23 protein-coding genes and 1 tRNA gene are annotated in these 25,768 nt (G+C 65.7%); 14 read left to right on the top strand and 10 right to left on the bottom strand.

Features of this window, described 5'->3' with window-relative positions; genetic code table 11:
- Positions 1-238 precede the first annotated feature (238 nt).
- Complete coding sequence (mscL, locus tag ACERNI_RS12090) at positions 239-649, top strand: large conductance mechanosensitive channel protein MscL (RefSeq protein ID WP_448833534.1); 411 nt, start codon at positions 239-241, stop codon at positions 647-649.
- A gap of 443 nt (positions 650-1,092) precedes the next feature.
- Positions 1,093-1,386: a GCG_CRPN prefix-to-repeats domain-containing protein gene (locus ACERNI_RS12095; protein ID WP_448833535.1), complete on the top strand. Its 294-nt coding sequence runs from the start codon at positions 1,093-1,095 to the stop codon at positions 1,384-1,386.
- Positions 1,387-2,234: 848 nt separating this feature from the next.
- On the opposite strand, the gene ACERNI_RS12100 is transcribed toward ACERNI_RS12095, so the two are convergent.
- From ACERNI_RS12100 to ACERNI_RS12110, 3 genes are all read right to left on the bottom strand, one after another.
- Positions 2,235-2,414 (bottom strand): hypothetical protein, encoded by a 180-nt coding sequence (locus ACERNI_RS12100; RefSeq protein ID WP_448833536.1) that lies wholly within the window; start codon positions 2,412-2,414, stop codon positions 2,235-2,237.
- A gap of 341 nt (positions 2,415-2,755) precedes the next feature.
- Positions 2,756-4,027 (bottom strand): alpha/beta hydrolase, encoded by a 1,272-nt coding sequence (locus ACERNI_RS12105; protein ID WP_448833537.1) that lies wholly within the window; start codon positions 4,025-4,027, stop codon positions 2,756-2,758.
- A 128-nt stretch (positions 4,028-4,155) separates the two neighbouring features.
- The gene (locus ACERNI_RS12110) at positions 4,156-5,130 is read right to left on the bottom strand and encodes a DMT family transporter (protein WP_448833538.1); all 975 of its coding nucleotides are present in this window, start codon (positions 5,128-5,130) and stop codon (positions 4,156-4,158) included.
- A 268-nt stretch (positions 5,131-5,398) separates the two neighbouring features.
- On the opposite strand from ACERNI_RS12110, the gene ACERNI_RS12115 reads away from it, so the two are divergent.
- The 4 genes from ACERNI_RS12115 (at position 5,399) to ACERNI_RS12130 (ending at position 10,033) form a co-directional block, all read left to right on the top strand.
- The gene (locus ACERNI_RS12115) at positions 5,399-6,931 is read left to right on the top strand and encodes an acyl-CoA synthetase (protein WP_448833539.1); all 1,533 of its coding nucleotides are present in this window, start codon (positions 5,399-5,401) and stop codon (positions 6,929-6,931) included.
- A 233-nt stretch (positions 6,932-7,164) separates the two neighbouring features.
- Positions 7,165-7,761, top strand: coding sequence for an NUDIX hydrolase (locus tag ACERNI_RS12120; protein ID WP_448833565.1), 597 nt, complete (start codon positions 7,165-7,167; stop codon positions 7,759-7,761).
- Between the two features lie 63 nt (positions 7,762-7,824).
- A complete protein-coding gene (locus ACERNI_RS12125) occupies positions 7,825-9,012 on the top strand; it encodes a serine hydrolase domain-containing protein (RefSeq protein ID WP_448833540.1) in 1,188 nt (395 codons plus the stop codon).
- Positions 9,013-9,316: 304 nt separating this feature from the next.
- Positions 9,317-10,033 carry a TerC family protein gene (locus ACERNI_RS12130; RefSeq protein ID WP_448833541.1) on the top strand — a complete coding sequence of 239 codons (717 nt, stop codon included), beginning with the start codon at positions 9,317-9,319 and terminating at the stop codon, positions 10,031-10,033.
- A gap of 47 nt (positions 10,034-10,080) precedes the next feature.
- On the opposite strand, the gene ACERNI_RS12135 is transcribed toward ACERNI_RS12130, so the two are convergent.
- The 4 genes from ACERNI_RS12135 to ACERNI_RS12150 are packed head-to-tail and all read right to left on the bottom strand — an operon-like array spanning position 10,081 to position 12,895.
- Complete coding sequence (locus tag ACERNI_RS12135) at positions 10,081-10,560, bottom strand: arsenate reductase ArsC (RefSeq protein WP_448833542.1); 480 nt, start codon at positions 10,558-10,560, stop codon at positions 10,081-10,083.
- 1 nt (position 10,561) lies between these two features.
- A complete protein-coding gene (locus ACERNI_RS12140; protein ID WP_448833543.1) occupies positions 10,562-11,089 on the bottom strand; it encodes a UPF0262 family protein in 528 nt (175 codons plus the stop codon).
- 41 nt (positions 11,090-11,130) lie between these two features.
- The gene (hisD, locus tag ACERNI_RS12145) at positions 11,131-12,441 is read right to left on the bottom strand and encodes a histidinol dehydrogenase (RefSeq protein WP_448833544.1); all 1,311 of its coding nucleotides are present in this window, start codon (positions 12,439-12,441) and stop codon (positions 11,131-11,133) included.
- Between the two features lies 1 nt (position 12,442).
- Positions 12,443-12,895, bottom strand: a complete 453-nt coding sequence (locus tag ACERNI_RS12150) for a DUF2948 family protein (RefSeq protein WP_448833545.1) — start codon at positions 12,893-12,895, stop codon at positions 12,443-12,445.
- A 237-nt stretch (positions 12,896-13,132) separates the two neighbouring features.
- Here ACERNI_RS12150 and ACERNI_RS12155 point away from each other — a divergent pair, with 237 nt between their 5' ends.
- A complete protein-coding gene (locus ACERNI_RS12155; RefSeq protein WP_448833546.1) occupies positions 13,133-13,657 on the top strand; it encodes a hypothetical protein in 525 nt (174 codons plus the stop codon).
- Positions 13,658-13,872: 215 nt separating this feature from the next.
- On the opposite strand, the gene murA is transcribed toward ACERNI_RS12155, so the two are convergent.
- Both murA and ACERNI_RS12165 read right to left on the bottom strand, forming a co-directional pair.
- A complete protein-coding gene (murA, locus tag ACERNI_RS12160) occupies positions 13,873-15,168 on the bottom strand; it encodes a UDP-N-acetylglucosamine 1-carboxyvinyltransferase (protein WP_448833547.1) in 1,296 nt (431 codons plus the stop codon).
- A gap of 596 nt (positions 15,169-15,764) precedes the next feature.
- On the bottom strand, positions 15,765-15,968 hold the full coding sequence (locus ACERNI_RS12165) for a hypothetical protein (protein WP_448833548.1): 204 nt from the start codon (positions 15,966-15,968) through the stop codon (positions 15,765-15,767).
- Positions 15,969-16,562: 594 nt separating this feature from the next.
- Between ACERNI_RS12165 and hemA the strand changes: the two genes are divergently transcribed.
- The 4 genes from hemA (at position 16,563) to ACERNI_RS12185 (ending at position 20,666) form a co-directional block, all read left to right on the top strand.
- On the top strand, positions 16,563-17,786 hold the full coding sequence (gene hemA, locus ACERNI_RS12170; protein WP_448833566.1) for a 5-aminolevulinate synthase: 1,224 nt from the start codon (positions 16,563-16,565) through the stop codon (positions 17,784-17,786).
- A 364-nt stretch (positions 17,787-18,150) separates the two neighbouring features.
- Positions 18,151-18,225, top strand: a tRNA-Thr gene (locus tag ACERNI_RS12175).
- Between the two features lie 300 nt (positions 18,226-18,525).
- Complete coding sequence (locus ACERNI_RS12180; RefSeq protein WP_448833549.1) at positions 18,526-20,067, top strand: acetyl-CoA acetyltransferase; 1,542 nt, start codon at positions 18,526-18,528, stop codon at positions 20,065-20,067.
- Positions 20,068-20,342: 275 nt separating this feature from the next.
- Positions 20,343-20,666 carry a hypothetical protein gene (locus tag ACERNI_RS12185; protein WP_448833550.1) on the top strand — a complete coding sequence of 108 codons (324 nt, stop codon included), beginning with the start codon at positions 20,343-20,345 and terminating at the stop codon, positions 20,664-20,666.
- Between the two features lie 253 nt (positions 20,667-20,919).
- Here the strand turns inward: ACERNI_RS12185 and ACERNI_RS12190 are convergent, their stop codons facing one another.
- Positions 20,920-21,438, bottom strand: coding sequence for a winged helix-turn-helix transcriptional regulator (locus ACERNI_RS12190; protein WP_448833551.1), 519 nt, complete (start codon positions 21,436-21,438; stop codon positions 20,920-20,922).
- A gap of 243 nt (positions 21,439-21,681) precedes the next feature.
- Here ACERNI_RS12190 and ACERNI_RS12195 point away from each other — a divergent pair, with 243 nt between their 5' ends.
- From ACERNI_RS12195 to ACERNI_RS12205, 3 genes are all read left to right on the top strand, one after another.
- On the top strand, positions 21,682-22,311 hold the full coding sequence (locus ACERNI_RS12195) for a DsbA family protein (protein ID WP_448833552.1): 630 nt from the start codon (positions 21,682-21,684) through the stop codon (positions 22,309-22,311).
- On the top strand, positions 22,308-23,063 hold the full coding sequence (locus ACERNI_RS12200; RefSeq protein WP_448833553.1) for an SDR family NAD(P)-dependent oxidoreductase: 756 nt from the start codon (positions 22,308-22,310) through the stop codon (positions 23,061-23,063). The genes ACERNI_RS12195 and ACERNI_RS12200 overlap by 4 nt, the downstream gene beginning before the upstream one ends.
- A gap of 224 nt (positions 23,064-23,287) precedes the next feature.
- A complete protein-coding gene (locus ACERNI_RS12205) occupies positions 23,288-24,265 on the top strand; it encodes an NAD(P)H-dependent flavin oxidoreductase (RefSeq protein WP_448833554.1) in 978 nt (325 codons plus the stop codon).
- Positions 24,266-25,768 lie beyond the last annotated feature (1,503 nt).

Genomic DNA, 25,768 nt, shown 5'->3' on the forward strand with positions numbered 1-25,768 from the left:
GGTGTCGGCGCCCGCTACGTCAGGCGACGCGAAATTCCAGGCTATCCTGCTCAGGTGAGGGTTGCACGCGCGTTTGTGTAGCGATCAATAACCTTTGCCAGGTTATCCAGCAAAGAAGGTGAGACCAAACTTCGGCAGGCGCAAGGATGCTGCGGTCCGGGGGCTCGCCGTCAGCGGGGCCGAAGGCTGGGCGTGGACCAGCCAGGCATCGCGCGCCGATTTTGAGGAGCAAAGCAGGATGTTGAGTGAATTCAAGAAATTCGCCATGCGCGGCAATGTCGTTGACCTCGCCATCGGCGTGATCATCGGCGCGGCGTTCAGCGGCATCGTCAATTCGCTGGTGGCGGATATTTTCATGCCCATCATCGGCTGGGTGACCGGTGGTCTCGATTTTACCAATCACTTCATCGCGTTGGGCAAGGACGTCACCGCCGCATCCTATGCTGAGGCGCAGAAGCAGGGCGCCGTCATTGGCTACGGCCGGTTCATCACCCTGGCCGTGAACTTCATGATCGTCGCCTGGATCCTGTTTCTGGTGGTGCGCGGCATCAACAGGCTGAAGGCGAAGGAAGCGCCGCCGGAAACGCCGGCCGACGTCGTGTTGCTCGCTGAAATTCGCGACCTGCTGGCGGCGAAGAAAGCCGGCTGACAACTGGCGCCAGTCTGGCTTGCGCCAGCGAAGACGTGGATTTGCCGCGAGACATTCGCGTGTGGACGCTGTTACGCCGGGCTGACTTCCAGCCCGGCGTTGTTTTTTGTGGGTTCGCCAGGGAGTTTGCTGGGCCAACCCGTCCGTTATTCCGAGGCCGGCGTGAAAGACCGGACGAACATGTCCGGCTCCATCCGGCATGCGCGGTCTGTCGGGCAGAATTCGCCACCGGTTTGACATGATGAGTGCGCGCTGAATCCGGTCGCCCCGCCCAAATGTCTGCGGGAAAATGGGAAAGCAATTTGTTAACTATTATTCACAGCTTCTGTCATTGCCTGTAGCAGCCCGCGATTTTCCACGTTTGCGCCGGAAATCGATGGTCTGATGCAACCAATCAAGGGGGCAAGCGTTTCCCTTGCCGGAATGATTGCGGAGGAGTGACAATGAAACTCGCCCTGACCGCCAGCGCTTTTGCTGGCGCCATGCTGCTCGCCTCGGGAGCGTTCGCCATGCCCGCCGCGTCGGGTCTGGCCCAGCCCGCGCAGGCGGACGGCTTTGTGACCCACGTTGCGCAGGGCTGCGGTCCTGGCGGCTGGCGCACGCCGTCTGGCCGTTGCGCCTATGGTCGCCCAGGTTATGCGCCGCCGCCGCGTTATGCGCCGCCGCCGCGCTACTATGGCCCGCCGCGCTGCTTCGTCAGGCATACCCCTTACGGCCCGCGCCGCGTCTGCCGTTAAGGCGCTTTCCGGTCAGACGGAAGCGGCTGATCGATCAGAATTCGCTCAGAACAGGAAGAACCGGAGCAGTTTGCGATCCAGATTGATCAAGAGCTGCTCCAGGGCTTCTTCAGACCTGCGGGGCTGCCGGCCAGAGCTGTTTTGTCCAGGGCTGTTTTGTCCGGACTGGGCTCGGAAAGGGCTCTGGCGGGCGCTCCTGCAACAACAACCAACCGGGTAATGGCCTCCGGGCCGGGCCGCTCGCCAGCAAAGGCGACGAATTGTCGGGTCCGGGGTCCTGCAAGCAAGAGATTTCGTATGAAGACTGCATTTGCAATGTTGCCAGGCGCGCGCGTCGCCGGTCTTGCCGCAATCGCTGGCGCGATGCTGGCGGCGTCGGGCGCACTGGCTGCCCCTGGGGGCGCTGGCGCGGGTTCACTGGCAGGCGCTTCGGGCGCCGCCGGCGCGCCAATGGTGTCAACTGTTGCGGGTGGATGTGGCCCTGGCATGTATCGGGGGCCGGGCGGTCGCTGCTACCGCGTCGCTGGTCCACACGCCCGTCATCCACATGCCCACCGGCCGCCGCCGCCACCGCCGCGCCACTATCATGCGCCGCGCCGGGCGCCCCATTGCGTCGTGCAGCACACGCCGCACGGTCCGCGCCGCATCTGCCGCTGATCGTCGCGCGAAAAAAGAAACGGCCCCGTTTCGGGGCCGTTTTTTATTGGGCGTCGCCAATGGTGAAAAGCGGCTCATGCCAGAGCGCGGCCATTAGCGCTTCCGCACTCCCAAACGCCGGGATCAGACGCCAGGATGCCGTACGGCGCGAACAAGACGCGACGGGGTCTGGGCCATCGCCCACTCTGGCGTCAGTTGGTTGACGGGCCGGACTCGCAGGCAGAACTCCACGGCTTGTTGATCGGCGTGGCGCGGCCACATTTGTCGCAGGCAGCCAGTGACAGGGCCACGGCCAGCAGTGCGCCGCACCGCACGGTGATCCGCGCGGCGCGCTTCAGGCGCGGCTGGCGGCGGGCAATAGTGGCTTCCATGTCGGATCTCCCGGTTCGGCAAAACGGGACGCTGCTTCCACGTCCGGATGCGGCCACATCAGGGGCGCGCGCGTTACCACACGCTTAACGGACCAGCCCCGCATGGCGATTTCGCGACGGTCCCCAGCCCATCCTTGCGCCACGGTCGCCATGGCATTGCCGGGAAAGGACGCCGTCGGGTGAAGGGGGCGCGAACCGCCGGGCCAGCAAGCTCTCCGGGCGGCAGATCGCGTCAATACCCCAGAGCCGTTGCCAGGCAATATGGATCGGCAACGGCCCTGCATTTCCTGTTTTCAGCGCACGCTGGCCGACCAGACGCACCCGTCAGAACGGTCCGCGCGTTAGCGTGCGACCGCACTCGCGGGCGCGTAGGATGGCCCACGGGGTAGAGGCAGGGTATCCGCCACGTTTGAACCGAGGATCTCGAACTGGTCGCCGAGCCCCTCGCGCGTTTTGGGGTCGATGATGGCGATTGGGGCCGACACCGCGATACTGGCGGCTGTGCCGACGGTGGATGCGGCGCCAACCGCGATCCGTCCCAGCTTGTCGCCAAGCCCCGCGCCAGAGTCGGTGAGCGCCTGGCCTGCGACAAGCCTGCTGCCGATCATCTGCACCACCTGGGGTGACTGGGCAAAGGTGCCGTGATTGATGGAATCCGACGACTGGACCCCGGTGAGGTCAATCAGGATGATATCATCGCGCTTCAGTTCAGAGCGATAGGGTTCGGCCTGGGGGTTGATGGCGCCCAGCCGCGTCTGTCCCCATACCCGCCGCGAAAACGCCAGGGCTTCGTCGTCCTGCGAGGTAAAGATAACGAACGGCGGCCGTTTCGGGCCAATGGCGGCGATCTGCCGGCGGAATACGTCGAAGTCCACGTCTGGCGCGGCCAGCATCACGCTGTTGATCTTCGGCGCGAGGCGGCCGTTGCGGATCGCCATCTGCCGCAACGCTTCCAGCGTCACCCAGTTACCCATGGAATGGGCAAGAATAGCGATTTCGCCCACCTGCGGATCGCTGTTGAGGGCTGCGAGCAGCTTCTCCAGGGCGTCGCGGGAGAAGTTGCTGCTTTCGCGATCGAAACCATAGGAGAGCAGGCGGCCGCGTGAGGGCCAGGTGAACAGCACCGGCATCGCCGGCGCCCCGGAATCATGGACGATCTGGGTGAAGCGGTAAACCGCGTCCTCGAAGCTGGTGTTATAGCCGTGGACAAAAACCAGCACCCGGCGCTGGCGCTCCTTGCGCAAGCGTTGATTGAATACGGCCATCGCCTGGGACTGGTCCAGAACCCTGGCGGACAGGGTGGTGAAATCCGTCGCAGGGTTGGCCGGCAGCTGGCGCGGCCATTGCACGTCGCCAACCTTGCGCGCGCCAGCCGGCGGCACTGAGATGGTGATATCGGCGAAATTGAGCAGATCGGAGCGCTCGCCCGTGAACATCTGGCCAGGGAGGGCATTCTCCGGGCTGCGCGTGGTGGCCACCAGCATGCTGACTGGCGTCGCCCCTGGGTAGATGGCCCCCTGTTCCGGCTGCAGCACGTTCCGGGCGCGCCCGCTACACCCCGCCAGCAAAGCGGCGGCGATCGCGGTTACGGCTAGCAGGTATAGTCGGCGCATGACGCGGCGTAGCTCCAGAGCGGGCGCAGTTAACTGCGGTCACACCCCACGCGGCGCGCCTTTTGGCTCAGCGGCGGCCGGTCGGGCTTGGGGGGCGTCCCCCAGCCTCAACCGTTGGACGGGGCACCTTATCGTGCGGTTTGAGCGGGCGCCAGAAGCTGGGCGTTTCCGCCCGGCGCGGGGCAGGGCGGCGGTGGCGTTTTTGTCACAGGTGCGGACAGGCTGACCGGACGGCGCAGCAGCACGATGGCGCTGGCGCTGACTACCAGCGCCAGGCCCAGCCAGTCGGTGAGGGCGGGGGTTTCGCCGAGCATCAGCATGGCGCCGATCACGCCAGCGCCTGGCGTCATCAGTGTGCCAATGGCGGCGACGGAGGCTGGTGAGCGCGTCAACACGCCAAACCAGATCCACGTGCCGATCGCCTGGGCGGCGACGATATTGTAGGCGAGCCCGAAAAAGCCGCTGGTCAATCCGTGGAACGGAATTGCCGGTCCCTCAAAGACCAGCATACCCGTCGTCAGGATGGCCGCGGCGGCGGCGATCTGCCACGTCGCGGCGGTCAGCGGCGGGGCGTCGATGGGAAAACGCTTCATGAAAACGGCGCCGCAGGCCCAGGACAGCGCCGAGCCGAAGGCCAGCATCAGCCCGGGCGAGAGGCCGCCGGCGGCCAGCGCCGGCCACGCCAGCGCCAGCAGGCCAGCGGCGCCCAGCGCCAGGCTGACGGATTTGCGGGCGTCAAGCCGCTCGCCGAGGAGGAACACCGCCATTGCCGTGGCCCAGACCGGCATCGAGAACGCGATGATCGCCGCGCGCCCGGTTTCCATCACCATCTGCGCCCAGGCATTGAGGATATTGACCAGCGCCATGCCGAAAATGGCGGGAACCAGCACGCGCCACCACGCGCGCGGGCTGATGCGCAGGCTCTGGCCGCGCCAGAGAGACGCAACAACCAGCACCAGCGCGGCGCCGGAGAGGCTCAGCGCCCGCGTCGTCCATGGGCCATATTCGATGATGGCGAATTTGACGATCGGCCAGTTCAGGCCCCAGATCAGGCCGAGAAGCGTGACCAGCGCCAGATTGTTGCGGGACGGTTGGGGGTGCATGAACGCCGGACCTGATGTTGCTCCCCGCGAGTTGTGCAGCCTTCCAGACGTTATAACAAATGCGTCATGAGCGGGCTCTTCGTCTGAACATTGCGCTGGCGGCATGGCTGGCGCCGCATGGCCTGTCGCTGGCTGGCCATCGCCTGCGCCGCCACCAGTCTGCGGCTTTCGTCGGGCCTTGCCTGGCGATGTATTTCGTTGAAATCTTGGTTCACGCTCCCGGCAACGAACAAGATGGAGCGGCCGACGTGGTCTGGAGGAACGCTGTATGACGGTTCGCTATTACGACTGGATCGCCCATCACGCGATGCGTACGCCGGAGCGGCTGGCGGTCGTCAATCTGGCGGATGGTCGTGAGTTTTCTTACGCGCAGATGCATGATCGCATTGGCCGGCTGGCGGCGTATCTGTGCGCCAGTTTGGGCGTAACCGCCGGCGACCGCGTCGCGGTGCTGGCCCACAACGCGCCGGAGACGCTGGAAGTCCAGTTCGCCTGTGGCCGTCTCGGGGCGATCTTCGTTCCGCTGAACACCCGCCTCACCGTTTCCGAGCTGACCTACATTGTCGGCGACGCCGCGCCGCGCGTCATGATCCATGACGCGGAGCTCGCGCCCACGGCGCTTGAGGTCGCGGCCGCGTGCCAGACGCCGGCCAGCCTGCAGTTCGAGGCCGGCTACGAGGCGGCCCTGGCGGCGGTCCAGCCCTTGCCCCGTCAGGCGTGGGCGGAGGTCACCCATGATGACGTCTCGACCATCATGTACACCTCCGGCACCACGGGGCGCCCCAAGGGGGCGATGATCACCCACGGCATGACGTTCTTCAATTGCGTCAACCTTGGCGCTGTCGCCGGCGTCAACCAGACGACGGTGCAATTGCTGGTGCTGCCGCTGTTCCACACCGGCGGGCTCAACTGCTACGTCAATCCGACCCTGCACGCCGGCGGCGTCGTGCTGATCATGCGCGCCTTCGATCCGGGCGCGACCTTGCGCCTGATCCATGAGCGGGCATGGGGGTTGAACCTGTTGTTCGGCGTGCCGTCGATCTACCAGTTCCTGTGTCAGCACCCGGATTTCGACAAGACCGATTTCTCGGGCCTGAGGGTTGGCGGCGTCGGCGGGGCGCCGATGCCGGTGCCGCTGCTGCGCATCTGGGAACAGCGCGGCGTCGCCCTGCAGCAGGGCTATGGCATGACGGAAACCAGCCCCGCCGTGCTGGCGCTCGACCAGGCGGACGCGGCCGCCAGGGCCGGATCGGCCGGCAAGCCGGTGCTGCACACCGAAGTTTGCGTGATGCGGGAAGATGGAACCGAAGCGGCGGCGGGCGAGATCGGCGAATTGTGGGTGCGCGGCCCCAATGTCACGCCAGGATACTGGAACCGGCCGGACGCCAACGCCTCATCCTTCACCGACGGCTGGCTGCACACCGGCGATGCGACCCGGGTCGATGCTGACGGCTTCTTCTATATCGTTGATCGCTGGAAGGACATGTACATCTCGGGCGGCGAGAACGTCTATCCGGCCGAGGTGGAGGACGCGCTCTACCGGATGCCGCAGATTGCCGAGGCGGCGATCATCGGCGTGCCGGATGAGCGCTGGGGCGAAAGCGGCCTTTCGGTCGTGGTGGTCAAACCGGGGCAGCAACTGTCGGAACTGCAGGTTCACGAACATTGCCGGGCGCATCTCGCCCGCTTCAAATGCCCGCGCGACGTCGCTTTTGTCGAGGCGCTGCCGCGCAACGCCACCGGCAAGGTGCACAAGCCAACCCTGCGCGGCCAGTTCGCGCCTGAACCGGAGAAGGTCTGATCCCGGTGGAAACGCGCCGGGCGGCGGGAGCAACAGGCGCGCCAGCCGGGAAGCATCCGGTCACGCGGAACAGGGTTTTTTCCCTGATTGGTCGACCGGACGCGGTTTTCTCAGGCAAAGTGCGTTCACTTTGCCGGAAATGCTTTGGCGTGGCTGGCGCGCCGTCATGAAAAGCGACAGGCGTATTTGAGAGTTTTGCTGTGACAGAGAGTTTTGACGAAGTCCGCGCCCGGATGACCGGGCTGTTTTCTGGTTTTGAGCGGCTTGCTGACGATGATGGCCATGCGGGGCTGAAGCGCGCGGCGGTGGCGATCACCGTGGTTGAGCATCCGCGCGGCGACGGTGAACTGGCGTTCGTGCTGACCCGGCGGGCCCGCACGCTGCGCTCCCACGGCGGCCAGTGGGCTTTGCCTGGCGGCCGCTGCGATCCGGGCGAAACCATCGTCCAGGCCGCCCTGCGCGAGGTGTCGGAGGAAATCGGCCTTGCCCTCGGCGCCGACGCGGTGCTTGGCGTCCTCGATGATTATCCCACCCGCTCCGGTTATCTCATGACGCCGGTGGTGGTGTGGGCGGGCGATCCGCGCGCCATCAATCCCAACCCCGCCGAGGTGGCCTCGGTTCATTTCATCCCCCTGGCGCATGTGGCGCGGGAGGACATCGTCAGCTTTGTCACGATTCCGGAAAGCCCGCGTCAGGTCATCCGGTTGTGGATCGACGATGACCACATTCATGCGCCGACGGCGGCGGTGATCTACCAGTTCCGCGAGGTGCTCGCCGGCCGCGACACCCGCGTGCATGAGCTGGAACAGCCGGTTTTCGCCTGGAAATAATCTTCGTTGTCTTGTGAAAAATCGCTCCGGCCTGACGCCGGACATTCGGGAGTTTCAGCGTTTATGAGCAATTTGCCCACCATCAGGCCTGAGGAAGCCGGCTTCTCTATCGAGCGCCTGGAGCGGATCAACGCCGTGTTGCGCGATCATGTCGACCGGGGCCGGCTTGCCGGCGCGGTGACCATGCTGTCCCGCTTCGGCAAGGTGGCGCACTTCTCCGCCGTCGGCATGCGCGATCCGGCGACGGGCGAGGCTTTGCAGACCGACGCCCTGTTCCGCTGCTATTCCATGACCAAGCCGATCGTCTCCACCATGATCATGATGCTGGTGGAGCGCGGCCAGCTGCTGATCTCGGATCCTGTCGCCAAATACATCCCGGCCTTCGCCCATACGAAGGTGGCGGTGAAGCGCGACGGCGTCCTGACGCTGGAAGAGCAGGCGCGGCCGATGACCGTGCAGGACCTGCTGCGCCACACCTCGGGCCTCAGCTACGAATTCCTGGCCATGCCCGAATTGCAGCAGATGTACATCGACGCCCGCATCTTCCGGCGCAACTGGACCAGCATGGAGCACGCGGAGGCGCTGGCGCAGCTGCCGCTCAACAGCCAGCCGGGAACCCAGTGGGACTACGGCCGCTCCACCGACATTCTGGGAACCATCGTTGAGGTCGTCACCGGCTCGTCCCTGGGCGACGCCCTGCGCGAGCACATCTTCGATCCGCTCGGCATGGACGACACGGGCTTTCATGTGCGGGAAGGTTCGCTCCACCGGCTGGCCGAACCGCTGTCCCGGGACCCTGACACCGGCGAGGAGGTGAAGCTGCTCGACGTGACGAAGCCGTTCCCGTTCGAGTCCGGCGGCGGCGGCCTGGTGTCGTCGGCGATGGATTATGCCCGCTTCATCCAGATGATCCAGAACGGCGGCGTGCTCGGTTCGACGCGGCTGTTGAGCCGCAAGACCGTGAGTTTCATGGCCTCCAACCACCTGCCCGAAGGCACGCCGGTTGGCTCGGATCTTCTGCCGCCGGGACACGGCTTCGGCCTCGGCTTCGCCGTGCGCACCCACGATGGCCTGGCGCCGTCGCCGGGCGGGGCGGGCCAGTTCTTCTGGAGCGGCATCGCCGGCACCACCTTCTGGATCGACCCGGAGGAGGAATTCTTCGCACTGCTGATGATCCAGGTTCCCCCGAACCAGCGGGAGGAGTACCGGCACCTTTTCCGCAACCTCGCTTATGGCGCCTTCGGCGACTGAAGACTGCTGGCGACTGGCGTTGACGCCCGCGGCGCCTGGCGACAGGCGCGGCGGCCCAGCCATGCCGCGCCCGGGAGGGCGGGGGCGTCGCCAGAGGCCCGGGGGGACGTCCCCCTGGCCGGATGCGCGCCTTTCCGCCAGATGCAAGGCGCGATGGGCGCGATGATGGGCGCCATGATAGGCGCCATGCCCGCGAAACTGGCTTCGCGCCCGCTATTTGCGCATCCGGGCTCCTGCGGGTAAACCCGCGCATCGCCGCGTCCGATCCCGATATTTCGCGGTTCGTTCAACGTCAGGATACTGCATGACCGCCTGGTGGCCTGAAATCATCGCCGCGCTCCAGATCATCTGGATCGATCTTGTGCTGTCGGGCGACAATGCGGTGGTCATTGCCCTGGCCTGCAGGGGGCTGCCGGCCAACCAGCGCAAATGGGGCATCATCCTCGGCGCCGGCGCCGCCATCATCCTGCGGGTGATTTTTGCCTTGCTGGTCATCCAGCTGCTGCAGGTGCCGTTCCTCAAGGTCATCGGCGCCTTCCTGCTGTTGCGCATCGCCGTCGGTCTGACCAGGGGGCAGGAGGACGAGCACGGCGAAATCCGCGAGTCGGGCAAGCTGTGGGGCGCGGTCTGGACCATCGTCGTCGCCGACGCCGTGATGAGCCTCGACAATGTGATCGCCATCGCCGCCGTGGCGCAGGATCACGTTGGCATGCTGATTTTCGGCCTTGCGCTGTCGATCCCGCTGATCGTTTTCGGCGCCAATATCCTGGTGAAAGCCATCGACCGCCTGCCGTTCCTGATCTGGGTCGGCGCGGCGTTGCTCGGCTGGGTGGCCGGCGGCATGCTGATTACCGATCCCTGGATGGTGAAGACCCTTGGGGCTGACGCCGTCGCGACCTGGAAACTTCCGGCTGAGGCGATTGGCGTGCTGCTGGTGCTCGGCCTTGGCTGGCTGACGCGCCGGCTGGCCCAACGCCGGCGGGCGGCCCGCGCCGGAGTGGATGTCGGCGGCGGCATCTGAGCCGGCGGGTCGGCGGTTTCGCGTCCTTGCCGTTGCCGCCGTTCCGGTCAGACCTGGTCGCGGAAGCGGGCGATGATCCGCTTTTGCAGATGGTCGCGCACCTCGCGATAGGCCTGCAGCACCTGGTCGCGGGAGCCTTGCACCGCCGTGGCGTCTGGCGTCGGCCAGTATTCCACGTCCACCGCCAGCGTGCGCGTCAGTTCGAGCGCCGCGTGGTGCGCTTCTGGCGACAGGGTGACAATCAGATCGAAATTCAGCCCCTCGCATTCCTCAAGTTCGTCGAGGGTTCGCGGCCGGTGGCGGCTGGCGTCCACGCCCATCTCTTCCAGAACCGCGACGGCGAACGGATCCAGGTCGTCTTTTCGCACCCCGGCGGACTGCACATAGATGCTCTTGCCGTAATAGTGCCGGGCCAGCGCTTCGGCCATCGGCGAGCGCACGGCGTTGAGGGCGCAGACGAACAGCACCGCCTGCACGCGCGGTTTCGCGGCCTGACCCGGCGCCTCGGGCGGGAGGGCAGTGGTCAACTCAGCCCTTCCAGTGCAGGGCGAAGATGAGTGTAAACAGGCGGCGGGCCGTATTGAAATCCAGCGTCAGCTTGCCGGCCAGCCGCTCCTGCACCAGCGCCGCAGCCTCATCGTGCAGGCCGCGACGGCCCATGTCGATCGCCTCGATCTGCTGTGGCGAGGCGGAGCGCACGGCGGCAAAATAGCTGTTGCAGATCAGTTCGTAGTCCTTGATCACCCGCCGGAACGGCGTCAGCGACAGATAATGCGCCGCCACCAGCGCGCCGCTGCCGGCCGGTTCGCCATCATCCGGCGTCTGGCGCACGGTGAGCGCCAGCCGCTTCTCGACCATGGCGAGTTCCAGCGCGTAGGGTCCCGCATCGACATTGGGCACCGCGAAGCTGTTGTTCTCCACGATGTCCCAGATGGCGGCGTTGCGCTCATGCTCCTGCTCGGGCGCGCCGCGTCCGATCGACTGTTCATCCAGCATGACCGAGGCCAGCCGGTTCCGGGACGAAACCTCGCCTGAAGCATCTCCGCCTGCGGACATCGCGGCTCCTTCCCGGTTCTGCTGGCTCAGGTCACTGGTCGTTACAGGTTGAGGCGAATGGCCACCGAGCGCGCGTGCCCGCCCAACCCTTCGGAGTTTGCGAGGCTGATGGCGGACGGCCCGAGCTGGCGCAGCGCCTCCGGCGAACACGAGAGTATCGACGTGCGCTTCATGAAGTCCAGTACGCCTAGGCCGGAGGAGAACCGGGCCGAGCGCGCTGTCGGCAGCACGTGATTGGGGCCGCCGACATAGTCGCCAATGGCTTCCGGGGTGTGCGAACCGAGGAAGATCGCGCCGGCGTTGCGCACCTGCGCCGCCAGCTCAGCCGCGTTGGCGGTTTCGATTTCCAGGTGTTCGGCGGCGATGGCGTTGGCCAGCGGAATGGCGTCATCCAGGGCGCCGACCAGGATGATGGCGCCATTGTCGCGCCAGCTGGCGGCGGCGATTTCGGCGCGGGGCAAGGTCTTCAGCTGGCGCTGCACGGCGGCTTCCACCGCGTCCGCAAGGCCTGGGCTATTGGTAATCAAAATGCACTGCGCCGCCGCGTCGTGCTCGGCCTGGGCCAGCAGGTCGGCGGCGATCCAGTCCGGGTTGGCGTGGTCGTCGGCGATCACCAGCACTTCGGACGGGCCGGCGATCATGTCGATGCCAACCGCGCCGAACACCCGGCGCTTGGCCGCGGCCACCCAGGCGTTGCCCGGTCCGACGATTTTGGCCACCGGCGCGATGGTGGCCGTGCCATAGGCGAGGGCGCCGATCGCCTGGGCGCCGCCGATGCGGTAAATCTCATCGACGCCGGCAAGGTCCGCCGCCGCCAGCACCAGCGGGTTCATGGCGTCGTCCGGCGTCGGCGCCACCATGACGATGCGCGGCACGCCGGCGACGCGGGCGGGCACGGCGTTCATCAGCACGGAGGAGGGATAGCTGGCCGTGCCGCCCGGCACGTAAAGCCCTACGGCGTCGATGGCCGTCCAGCGCCAGCCCATGGTGACGCCCAGGGCGTCGGTGAAGCTGTCGTCCTGTGGCTTCTGCCGGCTGTGGTACGTCTCGATGCGGTCGCGGGCGATGGCGAGGGCGGCCAGTTCTTCCGGCTTGCAGGCCGCTTTGGCGGCGGCTATCTCGTCGGCCCCCACCCGCATCCGCCCGCCGGAGATGTCCAGCCGGTCGAACCTGGCCGTCAGCTCGATGACAGCCGCGTCGCCGCGCGCCGCCACATCGGCGAGAATGGCGCGCGCGCTCTCGTCCACGTCCACCGAGGTTTCGCGCTTCTGGCCGAGCAGGCGGGCGAAAGCATGCTGGAACCCGTCCTGGCGGGCGTCCAGTCGCAGCGCCGTGGGGCCTGTGTCAACCATGTCAAAGCTCTCCGTCGGTTTCGTGGGCGGGACGCCGGATGGCTCCCCACGCCGGCCCCAGATCCTTCAGTTGCGCCTCGATGCATTCAACCTCGGCGCGGATGGCGCCGCCGCCGGAAAAATCCAGCCGCAGGGCGCCAGATGGGGCTTCGCCTGGTTCGAAGGAAATTGCCAGCAGATTCAGCGCCTCCGCAGCGGGATCCATGCCCTTGTGGACGACGCGGGCGACGCGGCCGAAATGCAGGGCGCTGAGCCGGCGTTGCGGCCGTTTCGCCGGCGAGGACCAGTCGAAACGGCGCAAGGTCAGCACCAGCAGCCCATCGCCGGGACGCCAGGTAATGTCAGCCGGCCGCAGCACGGCGTCCTGAACGTGGGCGGAAATCACCGCCAGGTCTTCGGCGTCGAGCGCCATCAGGCCAAGGGGCATGCTGTCGTCTGGGGGGAGGTGGCTCATGGTCTCTTGCCGGGCTGGCGTTGAAAGTCTGCATCAGCCCCTGGAAACATTTATGCGAACGGCGTTCGGGGGCGCGCGGCGTGTAACGATCTGTGCATATATCATGACTGATAACATTTGCGGATGCTGGCGCCTCCCGCAAACCCGGGGTGCGCCACAATCTGGCTTGAAACGCCAGGAGAGATGCCCGGAAGGCCGCGCCAGATCATGCGGCGGGCAGGGTTCAGGAGAATGTCCATGAGGTTCCGTTTGTTGACGGGGCGCGCGGCGCACGCGGCAAGAATGACGGCAAGGGCTGTAACGATGGCCGTGATGCTGGCGGCGACGATGGCGGTGATGCTGCCGCATACGGCGGCCGCCCAGTCGCCTGATGATGGTCGTCCGCCGCCGCCCGGCTTCCGTCCGCCGCCCCCGCCGCCGGGGTTCCGTCCGCCCCCGCCCCCGCCGCCTGCCTATGATCGGGGTCGGGACTACGACCGGCGCGACCGCGATTATGATCGCCGCGACCGGGACTATGACCGCCGCGACCGCGGCTACGACCGGCGTGACTGGGATCGCGACTATGACAGGCGCGGTCGCGATTACGACCGTCGCGACCGGGACTATGACCGGGGCCGGGATTCCCGCGGCGGCGGGCCGCGCGGCAGTGTTTGCGTCACGTCGCGCGGCAGTTGCCCCACCGGCGTGATGCTGCCCCGCAACGCGCCGTGCCAGTGCAATATCCCTGGCTTCGGCGTCAAGCGCGGCGCCGTGGCCTACTGACCGGCAAAGCCCCATCGCGAGAGCGGAAATCCGTTCGCACGGATCCGGATTTCCGCCTCACGTTCAGATGCGGGGCGTTGTTGTGCGACGCGTTTTTGCCGGGCTGCCGGCGCGTTTCATTGTGACGCGGATGCGTCCTGGCCGGTTGATGGCAACAAAAAAGGGCGGAGCCGCTGGCTCCGCCCTTTTTCTTTGAAGAGCAGAAGCGCGAAATTTCAGTCGCCGGAGATGCGCTCCACCTGGGCGCCGCAGCGGCCAAGCTTGGCCTCCAGCGCCTCGAAGCCGCGATCCAGATGGTAGACCCGGTTGACGGTGGTGTCGCCGTCGGCGGCAAGGGCGGCGATCACCAGAGAGACTGAGGCGCGCAGATCGGTGGCCATCACCGGCGCGCCGGTCAGCCGCTCGACGCCGTCCACCCAGGCCACATCGCCATCGAGGCGGATGCGCGAGCCGAGGCGGGCCAGTTCCTGCACGTGCATGAAGCGGTTCTCGAAGATGGTTTCGCGGATGCGGCTCGTGCCCCTGGCCCGGGTCAGCAGCGCCATCAACTGGGCCTGCAGGTCGGTGGGGAAGCCGGGGAAGGGCTCGGTGGTCACATCCACCGGATCAATGCCGTGGCCGTTGCGGCGCACCCGGATGCCTTCATTGCTGACCGTGATGTCTGCGCCGGTCTTGACGATGATGTCGAGCGCCGACTGCAGCAGTTCCGGCCGCGCGCCCTCCAGCAGCACCTCGCCGCCGGTCATGGCCACCGCCATGGCGTAGGTGCCCGCCTCGATGCGGTCCGGCAGCACCGTGTGGCTGGCGCCGCCGAGGCTGCCGACGCCCTGGATGACGATGCGCGACTGGCCGGCGCCGCTGATGCGCGCGCCCATGGCGTTGAGGCAATTGGCGAGGTCGACCACCTCCGGCTCGCGGGCGGCGTTGTCGATGATGGTTTCGCCATCGGCGAGCACCGCCGCCATCAGCGCCGTGTGGGTGCCGCCAACGGTAACTTTCGGGAAATCGATATGGGCGCCGCGCAGGCCGCCGGACGGGGCGGTGGCGACCACATAGCCGCCCTCGATCTCGACCTTCGCTCCCAGCTTTTCCATCACCATCAGCAACAGGTCGACGGGGCGGGTGCCAATGGCGCAACCGCCGGGCAGGGACACCCGGGCGCGGCCGGCGCGCGCCACCAGCGGCGCGATGACCCAGAAGCTGGCGCGCATGCGGGACACCAGCTCGTAGGGCGCGGTGGTGTCGATGATCGACGCCGCCTTCAGGCGGATGCTCTGGCCAGTTTCGGAGGTCTGGCCCGGCCGCTTGCCGGCGATGGCCGCGTCGACGCCGTGATTGCCGAGAATGCGCAGCAACTGCTGCACGTCCGCGAGGCGGGGCACATTGTGCAGCTCCAGCGTCTCCGGCGTCAGCAGGCTGGCGATCATTAGCGGCAAAGCGGCGTTCTTGGCGCCGGAAATCGGGATGACGCCATTCAGCGTCGCGCCGCCGGTAATGCGGATACGATCCATCTATGTGCTCCGGGCGGGACGCCGCCTCTTGTGATCAACAGGGTCTGAAGTCAGGTCAGACAGGCCGAAAATGTGACGGCGCCGGGCTGCGCGGCCAGGCGCCGGACGTGGGTTCCAGAAGACGTTTCCAATGGGGACGTTTCCAAAAGAGGCAGCGTTGCAGAAACGTCCGTACGGGTTTCCGGCAAATCGTCTCCAGAACATCCTCCGGAACGCCGCGCCGGTCCCGCCGTCGTGGAAAACCGGCTTCGACCCCGGCGCGTTTCCCGCCCCGCCCGCCAGGGCGAGGCCAGTCTGGTCGGCGTTCTCTCGTTCCGGAGAGGGCGCCTTGCCAGAGCAGCGTCTTTTTTGCCGGGTCGGCGCCTTCTGCCCGGGCGCGCGTAGCCGGATGATTCTGGTGAGTGGGTAATTTTGGCAGAGGGCGCACCCCGGCACAAGCGCCGGAAAGCCACATCAACGGCCGGACGCGTCAGTCATCCCCCTGGCCATATGGCGGCGCGTTGCGCGCGAACCGGAGGCGCAGACGGGGGATAAACCGCATTGAAACGGGGAGTGCGGCAACCGGGGGGCGCAGCAACCGGCGCGACAACGTCGCTTCAGCCATCCGCGCCGGCGTCGCCTGAGCCGCCGCGAGGGCCGGGCGATGGCGGCGCCATCTGCGGCGCCTGGGCGTCGTCATCGCGCGCGGGATTTGGGGAGTCGGCGGCGCGTTCCCGCGTCTGGGTCTTGCGCTTGCGCAGATTGGCCCGCAGCGCTTGCGCCAGCCGCTTCTGTCGTTGTGTCGCTGCTTCGCTACTCACTGGCGCCCTGGCATTCGGGTTGAGGTTCAGGTTGATCCGGGCGCTTCCGGCAAAGCGCGGGACACCGCATGATTCATGCATGAATCATGACGGTGAGGCCAGGCCGCCCGTCAGCCTCCTCATACAAAATCTGGCCGGCTGGCGCCAGCAGTCATGGCGGGGGCCAGGCGCGTCTTTCATGTTGCTGGCTGCGCCTTCCACGCGCTGGCGGAGCCCGGAGCCCGCCGCGCGGGGCCGATGTCAAACCCGGCGCGTTACGACAATCAGGAGCGCCGGGTTCCCGCGGGGCCTGTAATGCTTCCTTCCGAACGCCCTCCTGCAAACGCTCCCTTCTGAGCGCTTCCTGGCAAACGCCCGCTGGCAATTGTGCCCTGACAGGGGCGTCGCGGGTCGCGACGTCGCTTGTGAGGCGAGAAAACTGGCCAGACTGCGGCGATTGTCGCGCTTGCGTGGCCGTTATTTGTCTGGAATGCTTCAAAACCGAAGGTCACATATTGTATGGCGGCGTGCTTGCGGCAAAAAAGGGCCATTCGCAGCCCGGCCAGATCCGCAAGGCAGGCCAGAGGCGCGCAGGCAGCGCGGAACGGGACCGTGATGAACTACGAACACTATTTTGAGAATGCCCTGGCAGCCCTGAAAAATGAGCGCCGGTACCGGGTGTTCGTAACCATCGAGCATGACGTCACGCGCTTTCCGCGCGCCACCTGGCATGGACCGCAGGGCGCACGCGATGTGACAGTGTGGTGCACCAACGACTATCTCGGCATGGGCCGGCACAAGGTTACCACCGAGGCGATGGCCGAATGCGCACGCACGCTTGGCGTCGGCGCCGGCGGCACCCGCAATATCGCAGGCACCTCCAAGCCCATCGTTGATCTTGAGGCGTCGCTGGCCGATCTGCACGGCAAGGAAGCCTCGCTGGTTTTTACCTCCGGCTACGTATCGAACGAAACCGGCATCTCGACCCTGGCCAAGCTGTTGCCGGAGCCGCTGCTCATCTCCGATGAGATGAACCACAATTCCATGATCGAGGGCGTGCGCCGCTCTGGCGGCGAGAAGCGGATTTTCCGCCATAACGACGTTGCCCATCTGGAAGAAGTGCTGAAGGCGGCGGGGCCTGATCGCGCCAAGATCATTATTTTCGAGAGCGTGTATTCGATGGATGGCGACGTCTCGCCGATCCACGCCATCTGCGATCTGGCGGAACGCTACAACGCCATGACCTACCTCGACGAAGTGCACGCCGTCGGCCTGTATGGCCCGCGCGGCGGCGGCTACGCCGAAGAGGTGGGGGCGATGCACCGCCTCGATGTCATCGAGGCGACGCTGGCCAAGGGTTTTGGCGGCCTCGGCGGTTACCTGGCTGGCAAGGAATCCGTGATCGACGCCATCCGCTCTCACGCCCCGGGCTTCATTTTCACCACGGCGCTGCCGCCGCCGGTGGCCGCCGCCGCCCGCGCCGCCATCGAACACCTGAAGGTCAGCGGCGCCGAGCGGGCCCAGCAGCGCGCCCAGGTGGCGAAGACCAAGGCGCGCCTTGCCGCCGCCGGCCTGCCGGTGATGGCCAACAACACCCATATCGTGCCGGTGATGGTTGGCGACGCCCAGCTCGCCAAGGCGGCCAGCGACATGCTGATCGAACGCCACGGCATTTATGTGCAGCCGATCAACTATCCGACAGTGGCACGTGGAGCCGAGCGCCTGCGCATCACCCCGACGCCATATCATTCGGATGCGCTCATCGACGAGTTGACGGAAGCCATGGTCGCCACCTGGCGCGAGCTGGGGCTTGCTCTGGGGGAGCGCCGGGCGGCCTGACCAGACGCTTCGGGCGGCGGTCGCGCCGTGAAGGCGCGTTTTGAGTTTGTGCTTTGACATGGGGCGCGATCCGCAGGGCGGGTCGCGCCCTTTTCATGCGCGGGCCGCCGGTCCTCGCAAAAAACCACAAACGCTTCGCGCCGCGCCCCGGCCGGCGTTCCGTCAGGCCGGATTCTTCAGCGGCTGGCGGGCTTTGCAGGGCGTCAGGCAGCGTCCGGGGGACGTCGCGGCGCGACGGACGGAAGCGCGAAAACGTCGCATTCCACAAACATTCGTCTCGTCATGCTTGCGCCCCGCCGGTCGCTGTGGCATTGGAGCGCCCATCGAAGGACGCGGCTGCCGCAAGCGCGCCGCTCCCCGGAAAGCCGCAGTAGCTCAGTGGTAGAGCACACCATTGGTAATGGTGAGGTCGGGAGTTCAATCCTCCCCTGCGGCACCAGTCTTTCGTTTCCTGACATTTCTGGTTGAAGCCCGACATTTCGCCGCCATGCGCGCCGGACATGCGGCCAATCGCCTGCGCCGCTCTCGCCTCGGGCCCGGATTGCGATTATGCAGTTTTGCATATGAGGCCGCAGGCCGGTTCGCCGCCATTGGGGAATCGCGTCTGGACAGGCGTCAGATGATCTGGTCCGCCTCTGGAAGAGGGCGGGCTGATCTGGCGCAACAAAACAGGGCGCGCCGCGGCCTGGCCAGGCTGGCCTGGCCCGCGAAACGCGTCCAGCTGCAGGGCAGGAAACAGATGGCGACCAGCAATATCGATCCTTCAACCCCGGTGCTCGTCGGTTGCGGCGATGTGACCGATCTGACGACGCCGGCTACCGACGCGCGCTCCCCCATCGATCTGATTGCCCGGGCCGGGCGCGTGGCGCTGGATGACACGGGCGCCGCCGGCATGGCGGGGGTGGTGGACACCGTGGCCATGCTGCGCATGTTCGCCGACACGGCGCCGCGTTTCGCCACCAGCTTCGGCCGCTCCGCCAACCCGCCGAAGAGCGTGGCCCAGCGCCTCGGCGTCAACGCCAGCCGCCACATCTACACGTGGAACGGCGGCAACATGCCCCAGTATCTGGTCAACATGTTCGCCGAGCAGATCGCCGCCGGCGAAATGCGGGCGGCCCTGCTGGTCGGCGGCGAGGCGTTGCGCACCCAGTATGGCGCGACGCGCGGCGACGTGAAGGCCAATTGGGCCGAGGAGCCCGGCGGCGCCTTCGAGGAAATCGGCGATCCGCGTCGCGGCTGGAGCGACTACGAAGAGCGCCACCTGATGCGCGCGGCCATCGCCATGTATCCGCTGATCGAGAACGCCATTCGCGGCAAGCGCGGGCGCGACGCGGAAACCCACCTGAAAGCCATGGGCAAGCTGTTCGCCGGTTTCGCCGCCGTGGCGAAGGACAATCCGCTGGCCACCCGGCGCGAGGGCTTCAGCGCGGAGCAGCTCTCCACGATCACCAGCGACAATCGCTGGATCGGCTTCCCCTATCCGCGCTTCATGAACGCCAACGCCTATATTGACCAGGCCGCCGCCGTGGTCATGACCTCGGTTGGGACCGCGCGCGAACTCGGCATCCCGGAAAGCAAATGGGTCTATCTGCATGGTTGCGCCGACGGGCACGACCACTGGTATCTGTCGGAGCGTGAGGTCATCGCTGGCTCGGCGGCGATCCGCAACGGCTCGCGCATCGCCCTCGACATGGCCGGCAAGACCGTTGCCGACATGGACTTCCTCGATCTCTACAGCTGCTTCCCCTCCGCCGTGGAAATCGCCTGCGCCGAGATGGGGCTTGCGGAAGACGACCCGCGCGGCCTGACTGTGACCGGTGGCCTGCCGTTCTTCGGCGGCCCCGGCAACAGCTATGTGATGCATTCGATTTCGGAGATGATGCGCCGGGTGCGCGGCAAGCCGGCGAGCTTCGGTCTGGTCACCGCCAACGGCAATTACATCACCAAGCATTCGTTCGGCGTCTATTCGACCACGCCGACCGAAGGCCACTGGCGCCGCCAGAAGCCGTCGGAGTTGCAGAACGCGCTCGATGCGCTGCCGAAGGCGCCGCTGGTGGAAGTGGCCAACGGTCCGGCGACCATCGAGACCTACACCATCATGTACGGCAAGACCGATCCGGATTTCGGCATCGTCGTCGGTCGCCTCGCCACTGGCGAACGCTTCCTGTCCAACACGCCGAAGGACCTGGCGGTGATGCGCGACCTGCAGGCGCGCGAGGGCATCGGCCGGCCGGGCGTGGTGCGCCATGAGGACGGCCGCAACATCTTCACCCCGGCCTGACGGGCTCACGTTGTCGTGACGTAGCGTCGGACGCAACTGGCTGGCTGGCGCGATGAATTCTGTTGGCGATCCCAATGATCGCGCCAGTCTCTGGCATGTCTTCAGGTTTGTCGCTCCGGTCGTCGGTCCGCTTTCCGTCGCATGAACTGAATTTTTCAATGGAACGTTATGAATTGCCCCTGCGTTCGCACTGCGGCAGACTCGCCCCGACAGAATGAATGCTGTGAAACGCATGGCGTCGGGGCTGGGACGCCGTGTGGAGAAGGGGACTGGTCATGAGGCGTTTTGCGATCTGTCTGGCGATGCTCGCCGGATTTGGTCTTGGAGTAATGGCGATGGGGCCGCAGGCCCAGGCCGCGGTGACGGGCCCTCAGGCTGCGGTTGCAGCCGGCGCGGAGCCAGGCGGACTTTTCGAGCGGGCTTATACGGTTTGCGGCCCCTATGGCTGTGTCTACCGTCCGGGCCCGCGTTATTATGCGCCGCGGCCCTATTACCGGCCCTATTACGCGCCGCGCCGCTACTATTATCGTCCGCGTTATTACGCGCCGCGGCCATACTACCGGCGTTATTACGGGCCGCGTTACTACCGCCGCTGGTAATCTGACGCCCGCCGCAGGGCGCCGACGCGTCCCGGGGGCGTCACATCTTTGCAGGTGGTTGGATCCTCATCCGTGGAACGGTTTTCCGGTTCCACGGGTTGGGATCGCGCCCTGGCGTATTTCGGGCCAGGTGGGAGACGCCTTGCCTGGTGAAAACAGGGCCCAACCAGGCAGGCAGAGCGCGCCTCTTCGCCTGGCGCAGGGCGTCTCACCCATCGGGCCTGGCGCATCAGGCTCGTTCGCGCCGTTCTCATCACGAAACGGCGTCGCCCTTCCTGAGAGCGCTCTGGGGCGTCGGCGGCAAAAGTCGCGTGGCGTCAGCATCGAGGCCAGGTCCGGGCTCAACAATCACAGCGCGCGGATCAAGCGCCTCGCCGCATTCCGAGCAGCACATCACCGGCGAGAAATGATGCCCGCACGGGCGGTGACGATAGCGCAGCGGCGGGCCGGCGCCATCGTCCATATAAGCGTCGCCCCAGCGCGCCATCGCCATCAGCACCGGGTAGAGGGCGAGGCCCTTCTCGGTGAGTACGTACTCATGCCGCTCCGGTTTGGTCTGGTAGGCGACGCGCGCGAGGATATCCGCATCAACGAAACGCTTCAGCCTGTCGGCGAGAATATGCCGCGTGACGCCAAGGCGGCGCTGGAATTCCTCGAACCGCCGCACGCGCAGGAAGCAGTCGCGCAGCACCAGCAGGCTCCACCTGTCGCCGACAAATGACAGGGTGCGGGCGATCGAGCAGGGCTCCGCGTCCAGCGCTCTCCATTTCATCAGCCATCCCTCCTGGCGCGCCCTATGGCCCGCTCACTGACATATTTTCTGGCGCGCCCGGAAGCGAAACTGGTGGCGGCAGCCGCCAGATGCCCTGCCGTGGGCGGCGCAGCGCCCGAGTGCTTGACAGCGCCGGCGCAGTCCTTAGTTTGACGATAGTTCCTTTTTGGAACTTTGTCAGCGCCTGCGGAGCCGGAAAAGCTCGCAATGTCTTCCGCAGGGCGTTTCCAGGGAGGATGCGCCATGACCAATCCGGAATTTCTGTTTGACTTTGGCAGCCCGAACGCCTGGCTGGCCCATTTGGTCCTGCCGGATATCGAAGCGCGGACCGGCGTGACGTTCACCCGCACGCCCGCGCTGCTCGGCGGCATATTCCGGGCAACGGGCAACCGCTCGCCGGCGGAGGCATACGCCAACATCCGCAACAAGATGGACTATGAGCGCCGCGAGATGGACCGTTTCATCCGTCGCCACGGCATCACGCGCTTCCGCTTCAATCCTCATTTCCCGGTCAACACCCTGCAACTGATGCGCGGCGCCGTGGCGGCGCAGCGCGAAGGCGTGTTCGCGCCCTATGTGGAGGCGGTGTTCAGCGCCATGTGGGAACACCCGCGGAAGATGGACGATCCGGAGGTGTTCCGCGCCGCTCTGGCCGATGCCGGGCTTCCCGCCGGACGTCTGCTGCAGCGCGCCGCCGATCAGGACGTGAAGGACGAATTGCTGGCCAATACAAATCAGGCGGTGGAGCGCGGCGTCTTCGGCATTCCGAGCTTCTTCGTCGGCGATGAACTGTACTTCGGCAAGGACCGTTTGCGCGACGTGGAGGAGGAGATCGTCCGCCGCCAGAACGCAGCCAGGGGGGGCGCCGCATGACCGCCATCACATCCCCGCGTCACGCGTCCGTGGCGGTCATCGGCGCCGGCGACTACATCGGCGCGGCCATCTGCCGGAAGTTCGCGGCCGAGGGCTTCGCCGTTCATGCCGGCCGGCGCAATGGCGAGAAGCTTGAGCCCCTCGTGGCGGAGATCGCCGCCGCTGGCGGTCGCGCCAGCGGCCGTTCGCTAGACGCTCGCGACGAGCAGGACGTCACCGCCTTCCTGGCCGAGGCCGACGCCATCGCCCCGCTGGAGATCTGCATTTTCAATGTCGGCGCCAATGTCAATTTCCCCCTGCTGGACACCACTGAACGGGTGTTCCGCAAGGTATGGGAGATGGCCTGTTACAGCGGCTTTCTCGCGACGCGCGAAGCCGCGCGCATCCTGACGCGCCATGGGCGGGGGGCGATTTTCCTCACCGGCGCCACCGCCGGCTTGCGGGGCGGGGCCGGCTACGCCGCTTTCGCCAGCGCCAAATTCGGCCTGCGCGCCGTCGCCCAGTCCGCCGCGCGCGAACTGGGGCCGCAAAACATTCACGTCGCCCATCTGGTCATCGATTCCGGCGTCGACACAGCCTGGGTGCGCGAGCGCATTAGCGCCCGGGGCGGCGACGCGGCGCTGGACGCGCTGGGCGAAGACCAACTGATGCATCCGGAATCGGTTGCGCAGGCCTATTGGGCGCTCTATCAGCAGCCAAGGGACGCCTGGACCCATGAGATGGATCTGCGTCCATGGGCTGAACCCTGGTAGTCGTCGATATCTGGCCCTCGCGCCGGATGGCGGGGAGCCGCCAGCCGGCGTGAACGCTTGTTGGGCGAACACACATGTTGGGCAAGACGGCTGTCGCCTTGCCCTGACTGCCTGGAAGCGGGACTGCGCGGCATGCCTGCGGGACGCTCCGGAGAGAAGATCACAGAATGCTGGCGGCGGCGAAACACCGCGCGCCGGACAATGCGGGAAGGAATGAGACACCCATGAAGACGCGCATTACCGAGCTGTTCGGCATCAAGCACCCGATCATTCAGGGCGGCATGCACTTTGTTGGTCTTGCCGAGCTGGCGGCCGCCGTTTCCAACGCCGGCGGCCTTGGCATCATTACCGCGCTGACCCAGCGGACCCCGGACGATCTCTCCCGCGAGATCGAGAAGGCCCGCAAGCTGACCGACAAGCCAATCGGCGTGAACCTGACCTTCCTGCCGGTGGTGAACGCCCCGGACTATCCAGGCTATGTCAAGGCGATCATCGACGGCGGCGTCAAGGCGGTGGAAACCGCCGGCAACAACCCCGGCAAGTGGGTCGACATGCTCAAGGCCGCCGACGTCAAGGTCATCCACAAGTGCACCACCATCCGCCACTCGCTGAAGGCCCAGGCCCTCGGCGTTGACGCCCTGAGCGTTGACGGCTTCGAGTGCGGCGGTCACCCGGGCGAAGACGATATCCCGAACTTCATCCTGCTGGCCCGCGCCGAGGAAGAACTGAAGGTGCCGTTCGTCGCCTCCGGCGGCATGGCCGACGGCCGCAGCCTTGTGGCTGCCCTGGCGCTGGGCGCCGAAGGCATGAACATGGGCACGCGCTTCATCGCCACGAAGGAAGCGCCGGTGCACGAGAACGTCAAGCAGGCGATCCTCGCCGCTTCCGAAACCGACACCCGCCTCGTCATGCGTCCGCTGCGCAATACCGAGCGCGTGCTGCGCAACGCTGCTGTCGACCGCCTTCTGGAGAAGGAAAAGGCCCTCGGCGCCAACATCAAGTTCGAGGATATCGCTGCTGAAGTGGCCGGCGTGTATCCGCGCATCATGCAGAATGGCGAGATGGACGCCGGCGCATGGAGCTGCGGCATGGTCGCGGGTCTGATCAACGACATCCCGACCTGCCAGGAGCTGATCGACCGGATCATGATCCAGGCCGATGACCTGATCAACAAGCGTCTTGCCGGCTTCGCCAGGTCCTGAGCTGCGTAGCTGAAGCAGAATCCGGTTCATCTGGACAGGATTTCCGTCTTTCTCAGTCGCTGAAGAAAACGCCATCTCATGCAGTCTCGCATGCTGCGTGAGATGAGCCCTGAAACAGCCCGGATGGTCTTCCGTCCGGGCTGTTTTTTGTGACCTCAATCGGTGATCCGCGCCTGTTGCAGCCTGGGCCTTTAGCCTGGTCCCCGGGGTCGCGCTCCTGCCGGGGCAAATGTCCACCCGGGCCGCCCCGGAACGCCCCAGACGCCGTGGCAACGCGGCAGGCGGACCGGATCACGCAGCCAATCCAGATCGCCGGGTGCAGGATCTGCTACAAATATCGGAGTTGCGGGAATACAGGTTTTATTGGATCAGCCAGCATTTCAGCGCCAGGCGGCGTCTGTTCTCCGGCAGAGCGCTTCCGGCCTCGCCCTGGCGAGCCTGCAATGTTGGGCCCGATGGAAAGCGCTAAAAATGGCCAGGCCAGGCCGGGCCCAGATTGATATGTTGCGCCAGCAACTATTCGTATGCCGCCGGACCGTGGGATACTGCGCCGGCGGAAGGATAATGCCTGTTGCTCGCCAGCTTTTCAGGGAAGCGCAGACACTGGCGTTGCCGGATCACTGGGAGAACCATCGCGTCGCGGGCTGCGAGACTGTCCGCAGCCGTCTCATTGCCCCAACAAGCGCAGATTGTGCGACGTATCAACGCAATTTTGATGATCGTCACGGCCCCTGGGCGGCGCGAACGTCGCGGTGGTTCAGTCAAGCATGAACGTGACCATAAAGCAGGCGTTTCAGGCTGGAGCAAATGTGAATATCTGCGCGTGAGATTTAAACTAACCGCATGAATTGTATCGGCTAATTTTGAACTGCGATGATCTCGCGATGCAGGATCGCTCAAGCTTGTGGGAAGAGCGGCTGAGGGTGGCGCGAGCTTCATTGTGATGAAGGTTGCCCAAAAAAGCCGCACCGGATGGCGAGGGACAGATGGCCTTCAAGCAAATCTATACTCAGAAAAAATTAAAACGTTATTGTTTTTGCGTATTGGCATGCCTTATATCCAGTTTGACGAAGCGGGCAGGCGATGCGGCTGACAAACGGGTCTGTCGATCCATGTGAGCTTAACTATAGGCCAGCGCGCTATTTGGGCTGGATATCGCAGCGGCAGCTGAGGGTGGTTTCCGCGAAGTATCCGGAGTGTCGGCTGAAGCGGCCAGGCCTTTTGATGTCTTTTCGGGTTTGGCGAGCCGGTCAGCAGGATTAAGGTATTTCTGCGGCCGGCAGATGTTATTTTGGCGATTGAAGATAACTATTGCAATCTCTGTTGCACAAGTTAGCTTCCAGGTAGATCAGGGGACCGATTCAATGGTTGATTCCACGCAAACGCAGAATCTTATCGAGCTGACGGCGGATATCGTCGCGGCTTATGTGGCCAACAACCAGCTGGATGGCGTTCAGCTGGCGGAGCTTATCGGTTCCGTCCATGACTGAGGCTGTGTAAAAA

Source organism: Camelimonas sp. ID_303_24 (assembly GCF_053543495.1).

Excerpts from the sequence above, each read along its gene's own strand:
- ACERNI_RS12150 (WP_448833545.1), bottom strand. The coding sequence starts at position 12,895 with ATGAGCCACCTCCCCCCAGACGACAGCATGCCCCTTGGCCTGATGGCG.
- ACERNI_RS12130 (WP_448833541.1), top strand. The coding sequence starts at position 9,317 with ATGACCGCCTGGTGGCCTGAAATCATCGCCGCGCTCCAGATCATCTGG.
- mscL (WP_448833534.1), top strand. The coding sequence starts at position 239 with ATGTTGAGTGAATTCAAGAAATTCGCCATGCGCGGCAATGTCGTTGAC.
- ACERNI_RS12155 (WP_448833546.1), top strand. The coding sequence starts at position 13,133 with ATGAGGTTCCGTTTGTTGACGGGGCGCGCGGCGCACGCGGCAAGAATG.
- hemA (WP_448833566.1), top strand. The coding sequence starts at position 16,563 with ATGAACTACGAACACTATTTTGAGAATGCCCTGGCAGCCCTGAAAAAT.
- hisD (WP_448833544.1), bottom strand. The coding sequence starts at position 12,441 with ATGGTTGACACAGGCCCCACGGCGCTGCGACTGGACGCCCGCCAGGAC.
- ACERNI_RS12125 (WP_448833540.1), top strand. The coding sequence starts at position 7,825 with ATGAGCAATTTGCCCACCATCAGGCCTGAGGAAGCCGGCTTCTCTATC.
- ACERNI_RS12095 (WP_448833535.1), top strand. The coding sequence starts at position 1,093 with ATGAAACTCGCCCTGACCGCCAGCGCTTTTGCTGGCGCCATGCTGCTC.
- ACERNI_RS12140 (WP_448833543.1), bottom strand. The coding sequence starts at position 11,089 with ATGTCCGCAGGCGGAGATGCTTCAGGCGAGGTTTCGTCCCGGAACCGG.
- ACERNI_RS12205 (WP_448833554.1), top strand. The coding sequence starts at position 23,288 with ATGAAGACGCGCATTACCGAGCTGTTCGGCATCAAGCACCCGATCATT.
- ACERNI_RS12120 (WP_448833565.1), top strand. The coding sequence starts at position 7,165 with ATGACCGGGCTGTTTTCTGGTTTTGAGCGGCTTGCTGACGATGATGGC.
- ACERNI_RS12110 (WP_448833538.1), bottom strand. The coding sequence starts at position 5,130 with ATGCACCCCCAACCGTCCCGCAACAATCTGGCGCTGGTCACGCTTCTC.
- ACERNI_RS12180 (WP_448833549.1), top strand. The coding sequence starts at position 18,526 with ATGGCGACCAGCAATATCGATCCTTCAACCCCGGTGCTCGTCGGTTGC.
- ACERNI_RS12115 (WP_448833539.1), top strand. The coding sequence starts at position 5,399 with ATGACGGTTCGCTATTACGACTGGATCGCCCATCACGCGATGCGTACG.
- ACERNI_RS12190 (WP_448833551.1), bottom strand. The coding sequence starts at position 21,438 with ATGAAATGGAGAGCGCTGGACGCGGAGCCCTGCTCGATCGCCCGCACC.
- murA (WP_448833547.1), bottom strand. The coding sequence starts at position 15,168 with ATGGATCGTATCCGCATTACCGGCGGCGCGACGCTGAATGGCGTCATC.
- ACERNI_RS12185 (WP_448833550.1), top strand. The coding sequence starts at position 20,343 with ATGAGGCGTTTTGCGATCTGTCTGGCGATGCTCGCCGGATTTGGTCTT.
- ACERNI_RS12195 (WP_448833552.1), top strand. The coding sequence starts at position 21,682 with ATGACCAATCCGGAATTTCTGTTTGACTTTGGCAGCCCGAACGCCTGG.
- ACERNI_RS12105 (WP_448833537.1), bottom strand. The coding sequence starts at position 4,027 with ATGCGCCGACTATACCTGCTAGCCGTAACCGCGATCGCCGCCGCTTTG.
- ACERNI_RS12100 (WP_448833536.1), bottom strand. The coding sequence starts at position 2,414 with ATGGAAGCCACTATTGCCCGCCGCCAGCCGCGCCTGAAGCGCGCCGCG.
- ACERNI_RS12200 (WP_448833553.1), top strand. The coding sequence starts at position 22,308 with ATGACCGCCATCACATCCCCGCGTCACGCGTCCGTGGCGGTCATCGGC.